This window comes from Arthrobacter sp. A5, from assembly GCF_051131705.1.
GTDB lineage: Bacteria > Actinomycetota > Actinomycetes > Actinomycetales > Micrococcaceae > Arthrobacter_M.
The window spans coordinates 228411-241018 of sequence record NZ_CP180316.1 but is presented as its reverse complement, the minus strand read 5'-3'; the positions used below and the strand labels follow the sequence as shown (position 1 = coordinate 241018).

11 protein-coding genes are annotated in these 12608 nt (G+C 64.9%); 2 read left to right on the top strand and 9 right to left on the bottom strand.

The window, feature by feature from the left end:
• Positions 1-87: 87 nt before the first annotated feature.
• Positions 88-567, top strand: a complete 480-nt coding sequence (locus ACLLJI_RS01130; protein ID WP_283558827.1) for a MarR family winged helix-turn-helix transcriptional regulator — start codon at positions 88-90, stop codon at positions 565-567.
• A gap of 7 nt (positions 568-574) precedes the next feature.
• On the opposite strand, the gene ACLLJI_RS01125 is transcribed toward ACLLJI_RS01130, so the two are convergent.
• From ACLLJI_RS01125 to ACLLJI_RS01110, 4 genes are all read right to left on the bottom strand, one after another.
• Positions 575-955, bottom strand: a complete 381-nt coding sequence (locus ACLLJI_RS01125) for a hypothetical protein (protein ID WP_434616923.1) — start codon at positions 953-955, stop codon at positions 575-577.
• Complete coding sequence (locus ACLLJI_RS01120) at positions 952-1965, bottom strand: SDR family oxidoreductase (RefSeq protein ID WP_434616920.1); 1014 nt, start codon at positions 1963-1965, stop codon at positions 952-954. Before ACLLJI_RS01120 ends, ACLLJI_RS01125 begins: the two co-directional genes overlap by 4 nt.
• Before the next feature lie 63 nt (positions 1966-2028).
• Positions 2029-3801, bottom strand: a complete 1773-nt coding sequence (locus tag ACLLJI_RS01115) for a glycoside hydrolase family 15 protein (RefSeq protein ID WP_434616917.1) — start codon at positions 3799-3801, stop codon at positions 2029-2031.
• Between the two features lie 183 nt (positions 3802-3984).
• Entirely contained in the window at positions 3985-4491 is a 507-nt protein-coding gene (locus ACLLJI_RS01110) for an amino-acid N-acetyltransferase (protein WP_434616914.1), read from the bottom strand.
• A 194-nt stretch (positions 4492-4685) separates the two neighbouring features.
• On the opposite strand from ACLLJI_RS01110, the gene ACLLJI_RS01105 reads away from it, so the two are divergent.
• On the top strand, positions 4686-6953 hold the full coding sequence (locus ACLLJI_RS01105; RefSeq protein ID WP_434616911.1) for a putative transposase: 2268 nt from the start codon (positions 4686-4688) through the stop codon (positions 6951-6953).
• A 9-nt stretch (positions 6954-6962) separates the two neighbouring features.
• Here the strand turns inward: ACLLJI_RS01105 and ACLLJI_RS01100 are convergent, their stop codons facing one another.
• The 5 genes from ACLLJI_RS01100 to lysS form a co-directional block, all read right to left on the bottom strand.
• Positions 6963-7247 carry a hypothetical protein gene (locus ACLLJI_RS01100; protein ID WP_434616908.1) on the bottom strand — a complete coding sequence of 95 codons (285 nt, stop codon included), beginning with the start codon at positions 7245-7247 and terminating at the stop codon, positions 6963-6965.
• A gap of 28 nt (positions 7248-7275) precedes the next feature.
• Positions 7276-9765 (bottom strand): ATP-dependent Clp protease ATP-binding subunit, encoded by a 2490-nt coding sequence (locus ACLLJI_RS01095; RefSeq protein ID WP_283558833.1) that lies wholly within the window; start codon positions 9763-9765, stop codon positions 7276-7278.
• Positions 9766-9862: 97 nt separating this feature from the next.
• Positions 9863-10189, bottom strand: coding sequence for a histone-like nucleoid-structuring protein Lsr2 (locus ACLLJI_RS01090; protein WP_283558834.1), 327 nt, complete (start codon positions 10187-10189; stop codon positions 9863-9865).
• Positions 10190-10360: 171 nt separating this feature from the next.
• Positions 10361-10525 carry a hypothetical protein gene (locus ACLLJI_RS01085; protein WP_434616903.1) on the bottom strand — a complete coding sequence of 55 codons (165 nt, stop codon included), beginning with the start codon at positions 10523-10525 and terminating at the stop codon, positions 10361-10363.
• A 12-nt stretch (positions 10526-10537) separates the two neighbouring features.
• Complete coding sequence (lysS, locus tag ACLLJI_RS01080; RefSeq protein ID WP_434621051.1) at positions 10538-12004, bottom strand: lysine--tRNA ligase; 1467 nt, start codon at positions 12002-12004, stop codon at positions 10538-10540.
• Positions 12005-12608: the final 604 nt, after the last annotated feature.

Sequence of the window (12608 nt, the reverse complement as noted above, 5' to 3'; positions counted from 1 at the left end):
GGTGGACGGATACTCGATGGTGTGAACGGTTCAAACCCGCCGGAAGAAGGCACCCAGCCCGCGCAGCCCCTACCCACTGCAGGTCCCGTGGGTGCAGATCCAGTGGATGCGGGACAGGTGGAGGCAGTGATGCGCGCCGCCAGCGTGCTGCTGGCCGTAGTCGCCCAGTCAGTGGCCGAGGTGGAGGATGTCGTCACGACGCCGCAGTTGCGGGTGCTGGTCCTCATTGCCACGCACGGCCCGCAGCATTTGGGGGCGGTGGCGGCCGATCTTGGGGTCCATCCCTCCAATGCCACGCGGATCTGCGAGCGTCTGGTCAATGCCGGCCTGATCGAACGTGCCGACGATCCGCAGGACAGGCGGTTCCTGAAGCTTGTGCTCAGCGCCCGGGGCCGGCAGTTGGTGGAACAGGTCATGGACCACCGCCGGACGGCCATTGCCGCCGTCGTCGGCCGGCTTCCGACCCGGGCGCGCGCGTCTCTGGCCGCAGCGCTGGATGCCTTTGCCCGTTCCGCCGGAGAGGACGGTACGGAGGATGGGCGGTTCGCGCTTCGGGCCGGCGACTGAGCAGCCATTACGTCACCGGACCCTGCCGTGATGGATGCGCCGGCATCGCACGGTCCGTTCTTTCGGACCGCAGTTCGGCGGCGAAGAACAGACCGGCGACGACGGCGTCGGACAGGGCCGCGGGCCGGCGCCGGGCATCCACGGCCCCCAGCACGAACATGCTGGCCGAGTGCAGTCCGTCCACCACCGCGCCGCAGCGGTGCAGCGCCGGCGAGAGGGGTGCCAGACCGACGACGAGTGCCTGCAGCACGTGTCTGAAGCCCAGCACCCGAACCACCGCGGCTGCCCGGTCGTCGAGCCGGTGCCGGAGCAGCAGACCCGGGATGACGTCCGGAAAGACCAGCTGACAGAGTCCGTAGCCGGCGCGGACGGGTTCCAGCCACCTCATCGCCGTACCAGCCGGCCCAGCAGTGTGGCGCCCCCGGCCAGCAGACCCGCCGCCGTCGCCCCCAACAGACCGTGATGCTGTGAGGCCCACAGTTGCTTGCTTTGGGGCTTGGACCGGCCGTCGAAGGTGCCGTGCGTGCCAAAGTCGTGGTCGACGTCGGCCGGTTCCCACAGATTCACCGGCTGGTCCGGATCCCGGTCCTGCGGCGTCTGCTGGGAACTGAAGCCGGTGCGCGCCAGGTACAGGTCCAGCAGTCCGGGGGCAATGGCGTTGGCGGCCAGGGTTGCCATCGTGCTGCCGCCCACCCAGTACTCGCGGCGGCGCGGATGGTCCGCGGCGTACAGCACGCCGCGGGCGGCAACCTCCGGCTGGTAGATCGGCGGGACCGGCTGGGCTTTCTTGGGCAGCCGGGACAGCACCCAGCCGAACTGCGGCGTATTGACCGCCGGCATCTGCACCATGGTGTTCCTAACGCCGCTGCCCTCGTGCAGCAGTTCACAGCGCAGCGACTCATTGAATCCCTGAATGGCGTGCTTCGCTCCGCAATAGGCGGATTGCAGCGGGATCCCGCGGTACGCGAGCGCGGATCCCACCTGCACTATGGTGCCGTGGTTGCGCGGTTTCATCCGCTTCAGCGCGATCATGGTGCCATACACGTAGCCCAGATAGCTGACGTCGGTGACGCGTTTGAACTCCTCGGGCTTAATCTCGGTGAAGGGCGCGAAGACGGAGGTAAAGGCCACGTTGATCCAGATGTCGATCGGACCAAGCTCCTGCTCCACCCGCGTTGCCGCAGCATCCAGGGCCGCATGGTCGGAGGTATCCACGGATATGGTCAGTGCGCGGCCCCCGGCCGACTCAACCTCCTTCGCCGCGCCCTCCAGTCCCGCGCCTCCGCGGGCCAGTAGTGCCACTGATGCTCCACGCCTGGCAAAACCAATAGCCGTCGCCCGGCCGATTCCGCCACTGGCGCCGGTGACGACGACGACCTGCTTGCTGGTGCTTTTCATGAATGCTCCTTCTGACGTTCCCGGTACCTCACCGGGCGGCATGGCCGACGCTGGTGCTGCAGATCAGGCACGCAGGCCCTGCCACGGAGGTGGGTCGTCGGCCAGCCTGCGGGCCGTTTCCAGCATCGCGGCGTGGACGAAGGCCTGCGGAAAATTGCCGCGCAACTGTCGCTGTTCAATGTCGTACTCCTCTGTAAACAGACCCGGCGATCCGCAGGCCGCCCGGTTCCTTTCAAACCAGCGGGCAGCCTCGGTGATTTTCCCGCTTTGATGCAGTGCCATGGCCATGTCAAACCCGCACAGCAGGAATGCACCCTCAGTCTGCGCCAACGGCCGGCCGTCCTGGCTGAACCGGTACAGGTACCCATCGTCGGCCAGGTCATCGTGGATGGCTTTTAACGTGGCCACCGACCGTGGGTCCTCCGGCGGCAGCGCGCCGCGGATGACGGGCAGCAGCAGTGCCGCGTCCACCCGTGCGTCATGGGGAGCACGCTGCCAGCGCCCGGACGGATGCAGGCAGTCCTTGGTGACGTCGGTCACCAAGGCGTCTGCTTGTGAGGTCCACTTCGATCCTTGCGCTGGCGGAGCGTTTCGGCCGATGGCACGCAGACCAGCGGCACAAATCAAACGCGAATGCGCCCACTTGGCGTTGGTCAGTTCCCAGATTCCTGCATCCGGCTCCTGCCAGCGGTCCATAATGGCCTCGGCGCATACCTCGGCTGCCTTCCAATGCTCCAAATTGAGCCTGTCGTTCTGCGCCGCCGAGGCGAACAGCAGCAACGACTCACCGAAAGCGTCCAGCTGGAATTGATCGTTGACCCAGTTCCCGGCTGTGCTCGATCCCCCCGGGTAACCCGGCAGGCCGACATCCCACTCATTGGGAACGCTGCCGCCGTTCACGGTATAGGCCGGCTTGAGGTTTCGGCCGTCCTCCAGCAGCCGGCCGGCCACGAAGCGCACGGCGGCATCCAGGAGAGGGAATTCACCACACGCCGCCACGGCCTGCCCGACAAAGCACTGGTCCCTGATCCAGGCGTACCGGTAGTCGTAATTGCGCTTCTGCTCGGCACGCTCCGGAAGCCCCATGGTTGAGGCGGCCACCATGGCCCCGCTTGATCCAGTCATGCCGCACAGTACGGCGTAGGACTGGCGCGCGTCGTCCGCGGCGATGGTATTTTTGAACTTCGGCACGCCCTGCTGCCACGCGTTTTCGGTGGCACTCCACGACGCGTCGGCCAAGGCGGGCGCTGCCGGCAGCTCCCGCCCGGAGATCTCCAGCACCAGGTCATGCTGGTCGCCCTCGGGTAACTCCAGGTATAGCTCCAGCGCGCCGTTCACCACCTTCGCCTCCGCGGCACCACTGAGCCGCACCCGCAGTGCCCCTGTCTTTGCGGTCCAGACACCGTCCTCGCAGGACAGCCTGCTCATCTTGTGCCGGCCAAAATTCGCCCGGGCGTCCAAGGTCATCCGCACAGCGGCCTGCCCTAACACGGCGCGGATGCGGCGCAGCAGCACGGCCCTGTCGGGATCGCCGGGGTAGGCCAATGCCTCCCGACATTCAATAATTCCCGTCCTGGTGATCCAACGGCTGCGCCAAACCAGGGTTCCGTCTTCGTACTGACCTCCCCAGACGGAGTGCGGATCAGTCGGGGTGACGGCAAAGTTTCCGGCGCCTCCGAGCAAAGTGGAGAATACCGCGTCGTCATGCCACTGGGGTGCACACATCCAGACCACGTCGCCGCGCGGGCCGATCAGGGCCCCGCGGGCGCCGTCCGCGAGCATCGCGTACTCCCGCAGTACATGCGGGGGGAACTCGTCCGGCAAACTCGTCAGCATACTGATGAGCTTAAGGGCAATGATTGCGCAAGCGCAATGAAAATCCGGTGAATACTCCGTGAAGAGGGGCACTGACCGCCGGCGACAGCCCGTTCGTCCGGCGTTGGGCAATGGGATGGCGCGGGGTTCGGCACTTTATTGGCGCGGGAACCGGGTGCGGGAACCGGGCGTACTTGAAAAAATCTACAGCATCCGGATCATTCGGGTGTTGCCCAGCGTATTTGGCTTCACCCGGGCCAGGTCCAGGAATTCCGCCACGCCCTCATCCTGGGACCGCAGAAGCTCCGAGTACACGCCAGGATCGACCGCCTCCTGTTGTGCCATCACGGTAAAGCCGTGCCGGGCGAAGAAGTCCACCTCGAAGGTCAAACAGAAGACCCGGCTGACACCCAGCTCCCCCGCGGCGTCGAGCAGCTCCTCCGCCAGCGCGTGGCCCACTCCTCGTCCGCGCCACGCGGACGAGGTTGCCAACGTGCGGATTTCGGCCAGGTCCTCCCACATGACGTGCAGGGCCCCGCAGCCGATGACTTTGCCGTCGTGCTCCGCGATCCGGAACTCCTGCAGCGACTCGTAGTAGGCCACGGTCTCCTTTGCCACCAGAATCCGCTGATCCGCCAGCGGCGCAACCAGCGCCTTGATGGCAGGGACGTCGGAGGTGCGGGCGGGGCGGATATTTATTACGGGGGTCACCGGGCAATCCTACTGCTGCCCGGCTGCGGGCTTCCCGGCACGGTCCGCCGCGGCATCAGGACTCTGGACATAGGGCGTGACTGTCGCGATGGCTTCCGTGTGATTCCGGTGTTTTTGTTGAGTGGTCGGCTGTTAATTTTCCCTCAGACGCGATAGAATCTAAGCAAGATAATCGGCGGCTTCGGGAGGGGTGGATGATGGGCGTGATGACATCTCAACTGCCCCTTCCGATGGCCATGGACGCCAGTGCCGTCCCGATTGGTCTGGCGGTGTCGCTGGTCGAGGATGAGACGGGTGGCAGGGCTTTTGTTCATGGGGAACTCTCTTACGCCTGGGATGTCGGGGACACCGCGACGCGCCGGTTCACGGCGGCGAAACTGGCGGACATTAAGGCCGCGTCGGTGGCGGAGATTTCTGCCGCTTTCGGTGTGGATCCGGGCACGTTGTGGCGCTGGCGCCAGATCCTGGCCATGGATGGGGTGTTGGGTCTGGCCCCGGAAAAGCCGGGCCCGAGGGGGCCCAGCCGGCTGACGGAATCCATGATGTCCGAGATCCGCGCCTTGCGCTCCACCGGCCTGCCACTGCGCGCAGTCGGTGCGAAAGTGGGTGTCTCCGAATTCACCGTCCGGCGGACATTGGCCATGGAAACCGCCGCACAGGAACCGGCCACTGCGCACCCGTCCCGGCAGGACCCGGAAGCCGGTCCCGTCATCACCGAACCGGCGGAAGGGCTGCCGGTTCTGCCGGCTGCGGCGGACCGGTCCGGGGAACGGGCCTGGGCCCGGACCGGGCTGCTGGAATGCGCGGCCCCGGTGTTCGCCCCGGCGGCCCGGGTGCCGTTGGCCGGGCTGTTCCTGGCCCTGCCCGCCCTGGTGAACACCGGATTGCTGGAGTGTGCGAAGGATGTCTTCGGGGCGTTGCCGAACGGGTTTTACGGTCTGGACACCATCCTCACCGGGGCGGTGTTTCAGGCCCTGGCCGGGGAACCCCGGGCCGAGGGGATAACCCGGATCGACCCGGTCGCGATGGGACGGGTGCTGGGTCTGGACCGGGCGCCGGAAGTGAAAACCCTCCGCCGCAAAACCGCGGCCCTGGCCGGGACCGGCAGGGCCGGGGAACTGCTGACCGCGATGGCAACCAGACACCTGAACGGCAGCGGTGACGAGGAGGGCGGGGGTCTGGCCGCGGTGCTCTACGTTGACGGGCATGTCCGCGCCTATCAGGGCACGAGGAAGATCGGGAAGGTCCATTCCACGAGGTTGAAGTTCCCGGTCCCGGCGACCGAGGAGACCTGGGTCGCCGACGGACACGGGTCCCCGGTGCTGGTGGTCATGGCCGAACCCGGGGCCGCGCTGACCGGGGAACTGCGCCGGCTCCTGCCGACCCTGCGATTGATTATCGGCGATGACCGCAGGGTGCTGGTCGGTTTCGACCGGGGCGGCTGGTCCCCGGCCCTGTTCCAACACATGAGCGGGCAAGGCTTCGATGTGCTGACCTGGCGCAAGGGCACCACCGGGGACATCGACGACTCCCTCTTCAGCGAGGTCACGCACACCGACGAACACGGACAAACCCGGACCTGGGCCGCGGCCGACATCCGGGTCGAGGTGCCTGTCGGAACTACCGGGGAAGTGTTGTCGATGCGCCAGATCAGCCGCAAGGTCAAGGTCCCGGCAGGCGGGTTACGGCAGATCCACATCCTCACCACCGACACAAACCTCGCTACCGGGGAAGCGATTTACCGTATGGGTGCCAGGTGGCGGCAGGAAAACTACTTCCGCTACGCCAGGATCCGCTTCGCCCTGGATTCCCACGACGCCTACACCAGTACCGATGATGATCCGGAACGGTCGGTGCCGAACCCGGCCAAACGCAAGGCCTACCAGAACGTACTTACCGCCAAAACCCGGTACGGGAAGGCCCTCGCCGACACCGATGCCGCGTTGCTGGCGGCCCGGACCCCGGCGCCGGGAACGGCCACGGTCCTGATCACCAATGCCGGGCACAACGCGATCACCGCGGACCTTTTCACCGCCCAAACCGTCTTCGAGGAGGCGCAGGCGGTGCATAAGGAGATCCCGGCCCGGGTACCCCTTGGTGACATCGCCCCGGGCCAGCAGGTCCTGGACACCGAGACGAAACTGCTCACCCACGCGATCCGGATGGCCGCGTTCAACACCGCGTCCACCCTGGCCAGGGAGATCCGCACCAACACCGGCTACGCCCGCGCCGACGACGAAGCCCACGCCCTGATCCGGCAGGCTCTCACGACCAGCGGCGACATCGACCCCGGCCGGGACGGCTACCTCACCATCCGCCTCGACCCCCTCCCCACCAAACGGGCCACGGCCGCGATCGCCGAACTCTGCGACCACCTCACCAGCACCGAAACCCGTTACCCAGGCACGGACCGGATCCTGCGATTCGAGACAAAGAAACGCGAAACGTCGCTCAGCGATTAAAGCGCTAGGTCAGGAGTCCTGGGCATACAGCAGCGTCTGAGCGGCGGCGAATTTCTTCCACTGGAACCGCCCAAGCATCGCAGATACCGGCCAGATGGCAATCCACAGATACATCGCGAGCGCCGGCTGGAAAACAGCCACCGGGATCGAGAGCAAAAACACCGCCCAGACGGCGGTGCTGCACTGGTAGCGGACTAAGGATGACCAGAACCGGTGACGGCTCAGCGCGCAAAAAAGTGAGTGTGGTGATCTGCCCTGACAGCCGTCGCTGTCCGGGCAGATCACCACACTCACCCGTGTTCCGCGGGAGCGGCTGGTGCTGCTAGGCGCCCGCGGGCAGTGCGTCCGGGACGCGCGGCTTGGCCATGCCTTCGAACGTGAACTTGGCGTCGTCGCCCTCGCCTTCGACGTCGATGGCAACGATATCGCCGGCCTTGATCCGGCCGAAAAGGATCTTCTCGGAGAGCTGATCCTCGATCTCGCGCTGGATGGTGCGGCGCAGCGGACGTGCACCCATGGCCGGGTCGTAGCCGCGGGTGGCTAGCAGCACCTTGGCCGCGTTGGTCAGCTCGATGCCCATGTCCTTGTCCTGCATGCGCTTTTCCAGCCTGGCGACGAACATATCGACGATCTCGATGATCTCGTTCTGCGTCAGCTGCGGGAAGACGACCACGTCGTCAACGCGGTTCAGGAACTCGGGTCGGAAGTGCTGCTTGAGCTCCTCCGTTACCCGTGCACGCATCCGGTTGTAACCCGTCTGCGTATCCGTGAGGGACTGGAAGCCCGTGGCAACGCTCTTGGAGATGTCGCGGGTACCCAGATTAGTGGTCATGATGATGATGGTGTTCTTGAAGTCCACCACCCGGCCCTGGCTGTCAGTCAGGCGTCCGTCCTCGAGAATCTGCAGCAGCGAGTTGAAGAGGTCCGAGTGGGCCTTTTCCACCTCGTCGAAGAGAACCACGGAGAACGGCCTGCGGCGGACCTTTTCGGTCAGCTGGCCACCCTCTTCATAACCGACGTAGCCTGGCGGGGCACCGAAGAGCCTCGACACGGTGTGCTTCTCCGAGTATTCGGACATGTCGAGCGTGATCAGGGCGTCATCGTCGCCGAATAAGAACTCCGCCAGAGCCTTGGCCAGCTCGGTCTTACCCACGCCGGTGGGACCGGCGAAGATGAACGAGCCGCCCGGACGCTTCGGATCCTTGAGCCCGGCCCGCGTACGGCGGATGGCCTGCGAAATCGACTTAATGGCCTCATCCTGGCCCACCACGCGCTTATGCAGTTCGTCTTCCATTTTCAGCAGGCGCGACGACTCTTCCTCGGTGAGCTTGAAAACCGGAATGCCGGTTGAATTGGCCAGCACCTCCGCGATCAATTCTTCGTCGACCTCGGAGATGTCATCCAGCCCCCCGGACTTCCATCTGCGTTCCTTCTCCGCCCGCTCGGCAATGAGCTTCTGCTCCTTGTCCCGCAGCGAGGCGGCGCCCTCGAAGTCCTGGGCATCAATGGCGGATTCCTTCTCCCGCTTGATCTCCGCGATATGTCCGTCCATGATCTTCAGCTCCGGCGGCGCCGTCATCCGCCGGATACGCAGCCGCGCGCCGGCCTCATCGATCAGATCGATGGCCTTGTCCGGCAGGAACCGGTCGCTGATGTAGCGCTCGGAGAGCGTTGCGGCCGCGGCCAGCGCACCGTCCGTGATGGAGACGCGGTGATGTGCCTCGTAGCGGTCACGCAGGCCCTTGAGGATCTCGATCGCGAGAGCCACATTCGGCTCGGCCACCTGAATGGGCTGGAAACGGCGCTCCAGAGCGGCATCTTTCTCGATGTGCTTGCGGTACTCATCCAGCGTGGTTGCGCCGATGGTCTGCAGCTCGCCACGGGCCAGCATCGGCTTCAGAATGGATGCCGCGTCGATGGCTCCCTCCGCCGCGCCCGCGCCGACGAGGGTGTGGATCTCGTCGATGAAGAGGATGATGTCGCCGCGGGTCCGGATTTCCTTGAGGACCTTCTTCAGGCGCTCTTCGAAGTCACCGCGGTAGCGTGAACCGGCCACCAGCGAGCCAAGATCAAGCGTGTACAACTGCTTGTCCTTGATGGTTTCCGGCACGTCTCCGCGGACAATGGCCTGGGCGAGGCCTTCGACGACGGCGGTCTTGCCGACGCCGGGCTCGCCGATCAGCACCGGGTTGTTCTTGGTGCGTCGGGAGAGGACCTGCATGACGCGTTCCATCTCGTGCTCGCGCCCGATCACCGGGTCAAGTTTGTTTTCGCGTGCAGCCTGCGTCAAATTGCGGCCGAACTGATCCAGCACGACGGAACCCGCGGGGGTGCCCTCCTGCTGGCTGGCCCCGGTGGCAACGGGTTCCTTGCCCTGATAGCCGGAGAGCAGCTGGATGACCTGCTGCCGGACCCGGTTGAGGTCCGCTCCGAGCTTCACCAGCACCTGTGCGGCAACGCCCTCGCCCTCACGGATCAGCCCCAGCAGGATGTGCTCGGTGCCAATGTAGTTATGGCCGAGCTGCAGCGCCTCGCGCAGCGAAAGCTCCAGCACTTTTTTGGCGCGCGGCGTGAACGGGATGTGCCCACTGGGCGCCTGCTGCCCCTGGCCTATGATCTCCTGGACCTGCTCGCGCACGCCATCAAGCGAAATGCTCAGCGACTCAAGTGCCTTTGCTGCAACACCTTCACCCTCGTGGATGAGACCGAGCAGGATGTGCTCGGTGCCGATGTAGTTGTGGTTGAGCATGCGGGCCTCTTCTTGGGCCAGCACGACAACACGTCGGGCTCGATCGGTGAATCTCTCAAACATTGCGCCACACTCCTAGCTACTGCGTACTTTGATGCTACGCAGATACGCGGCTCTATGGGTGCTTGTTCGCCACAGGGGAAATATGGCGGAGGTTAACTCAGCCGTTGGCGCGGAAGTATGCTTCCTGGATTTCCGCCTGGATCCGGCCCCGCTCACGCACCGGATAGCCATTTTCGCGTGCCCACCGCCGGATCTGGCCCACATCCTGGCTCTTCGCTGCGGGAGTGGAGCGGCTTTTCGCCACCCGCCCCGTGACCCGCCGGCCATTGGACGTATAGGCCCCAAGTGCCTCGCGCAGCTCACCGGCGTGGGCGGAGGAAAGGTCGATTTCATAGCTGACCCCGTCCAGGGCGAAGCGGACAGTCTCGTCCGCATGCCCCTCGTCGATGTCGTCAACGAGCGTGATTTCTACTTTTTGCGCCATCAGGACCCCTAACATGGATTCATTGACCAGGACTGATTCATTGACCGGGACTTACCGCTCCGGTCTTATAGGCCCCGTTAATTGCCATTCGCAATTCATTTCTATAATGAGTATGGCGCGTTGAAGGTAGGCAGTCAAAGGTTGTTTAACCGCGGGCGGAATAGCTCAGGACTAATCCGCCCTTTCATCCGCTTCCCGCTCGGCCTGTGCCAAGGCGTCGCGTTCGGAACGGTCAGCGTTGAAAATGGCTCGCATCGCAAAGTAAAAGAGCGCGGCGAGGGCCACTGATGGAACGATAACCGCCAGGTAGGGGACGATAGCTGCTAGGTAATCCATTGTTTCCGGCTTCTATTCGGGTTTCATCAAGTTTTCAGGCTTCATGAGGGGGAAGAGAATCGCCTCACGTATTCCGACCCCGGTAAAGAGCATTACCAGGCGGTCAACGCCAAGGCCCAGGCCACCCATGGGCGGCGCTCCGTATTCCAAAGCCCGGAGGAAGTCCTCGTCGAGAGCCATGGCTTCCGGATCCCCGGCCGCCGCCTGCAGCGACTGCACGGTGAGGCGTTCGCGCTGAATCACCGGGTCCACCAGTTCGGAGAAGGCCGTGCCGGTTTCCTTGCCGTCGATAATCAGGTCCCATGCCTCAATGAGCCGGCCGTCCGTTCGGTGCTGGCGGGCCAGCGGCTGCGCGGACGGCGGGTAGTCACAGACAAAGGTCGGCTGGATCAGCGTCGGTTCAACGATTTCGCCGAAGAGCTCCACCACCAGTTTCTCGGCATCCCAGGACGCGTCAACCGCCACCTCGTGCCGCGCCGCCAGCGCCCGCAGCTCGGCCGCCGTCGTCTCCGGCGTAACCACCTGGCCAACGGAGTCGGACAGTCCCTGATACACCGGCAGCCACCGCCACTCGCCGTCGAGCTTCACGGTTCCGCGCGGCGTCTCGATCGTCCGCGAGCCGGCCGCATCGGCGCAGGCCAGAATGATGCGCTGCATAATTCCGGCCATGCTGAACTGATCGCCGTACGCCTCATAGGCCTCCAGCATGGTGAACTCGGGACTGTGGGTGGAATCCACGCCTTCATTGCGGAAGATGCGTCCTACCTCAAAAACCTTGTCCATCCCTCCGACAACGGCGCGCTTGAGGTACAGCTCAATGGCGATGCGCAGTGTCATGGGCTGATCGAAGGCGTTCAGATGTGTCCGGAACGGACGTGCGGCGGCGCCCCCATGGACCAGCTGGAGAATCGGAGTCTCCAGCTCGATATAGTCCTCGCCGTGCAGGGTGTCGCGGATGGCCCTGACGATCGCGGAGCGCGTGCGGACCTGATCGCGGGCCTCCTCGCGCACAATCAGGTCCACATAGCGCTGGCGGACGCGCATCTCCTCGGACAGTTCCGCGTGCAGGACCGGCAGCGGCCGCAGCGCCTTGGACGCCATCTGCCACGAGTCCGCCATGATGGACAGCTCGCCGCGCCGGGAGCTGATGACTTCGCCCCGGATATAGACGTGATCCCCCAGATCGACAAGGGCCTTCCAATCCGCCAGCGCTACCGCTCCCACCGCGGCCAGGCTCAGCATGGCCTGCAGTCGGGTGCCGTCCCCGGCCTGCAGTGTGGCGAAACAGAGCTTTCCGGTATTGCGGACAAAAACGACGCGGCCAGTGACACCGACGGCGTCGCCGGTAGCTTCGTCCGCCGCGAGGTCCGGGTATTTGGCCCTGATCTGAGCCAGTGTGTGGGTCCGCTCAACGCCGACCGGATACGCCTGGCCGCCGCGCTCGATCAGCCGGGCACGCTTTTCCATCCGGACCTGCATCTGTTCGGAGACGTCCGTGGCCTCCGTTGCCGGCACCCGGGGGTGTGGGGTTGACGCAGGTAGGGTCGAGGCGGGCAGGGTTGAGGCAGTCAGCGCCTGGTCAGTCAGGGTCTTGTCAGTGGTCACGGTACACAAGTTTAGTCCGACGACGGCGGCACGCCGGCATCGTCCAGCCCGGGTGCCGCAGCGCTCGCCACGGACCGAAGGGGTGCTCTTAATCGGCAGGGTATTTATCACCGCCGTGATTTGCCGGCACCTTTTCATTACCCGTGCACAATAACCTGGTACGGACTAAGCCTTAGAAGTTTACGTCCGGCGGAGCCCGGGCGGCTCACCCGGTGCCATGGAACTGCCCGCTCATTATTCGATGACAACGGATATCGCGGCGGCGTTCCGGCAGCAGTGCCTGCGTCGGCGATATCCTTGGTCGGGGTCCGGTAGATTCGATGGCTCGCAATACGGTGGCGAAATCCGTCGGCTCGCTGTCGGCACCGGAATTCGCCGGGTCCGCGGAATTCGCCGGGTCCCTGCCGACCCCCGGCAACCGGCGGTTTTATGCGCCGGCGAAAAGACCATTATCCGCCCCGAAGCACCCTCTTCACGC

What these genes read in the sequence shown, in the direction of transcription:
- ACLLJI_RS01125 (WP_434616923.1), bottom strand. Translation starts at nt 955, where the DNA reads ATGAGGTGGCTGGAACCCGTCCGCGCCGGCTACGGACTCTGTCAGCTG.
- ACLLJI_RS01120 (WP_434616920.1), bottom strand. Translation starts at nt 1,965, where the DNA reads ATGAAAAGCACCAGCAAGCAGGTCGTCGTCGTCACCGGCGCCAGTGGC.
- ACLLJI_RS01115 (WP_434616917.1), bottom strand. Translation starts at nt 3,801, where the DNA reads ATGCTGACGAGTTTGCCGGACGAGTTCCCCCCGCATGTACTGCGGGAG.
- ACLLJI_RS01105 (WP_434616911.1), top strand. Translation starts at nt 4,686, where the DNA reads ATGATGGGCGTGATGACATCTCAACTGCCCCTTCCGATGGCCATGGAC.
- ACLLJI_RS01095 (WP_283558833.1), bottom strand. Translation starts at nt 9,765, where the DNA reads ATGTTTGAGAGATTCACCGATCGAGCCCGACGTGTTGTCGTGCTGGCC.
- ACLLJI_RS01090 (WP_283558834.1), bottom strand. Translation starts at nt 10,189, where the DNA reads ATGGCGCAAAAAGTAGAAATCACGCTCGTTGACGACATCGACGAGGGG.
- ACLLJI_RS01085 (WP_434616903.1), bottom strand. Translation starts at nt 10,525, where the DNA reads ATGGATTACCTAGCAGCTATCGTCCCCTACCTGGCGGTTATCGTTCCA.
- lysS (WP_434621051.1), bottom strand. Translation starts at nt 12,004, where the DNA reads ATGCAGGTCCGGATGGAAAAGCGTGCCCGGCTGATCGAGCGCGGCGGC.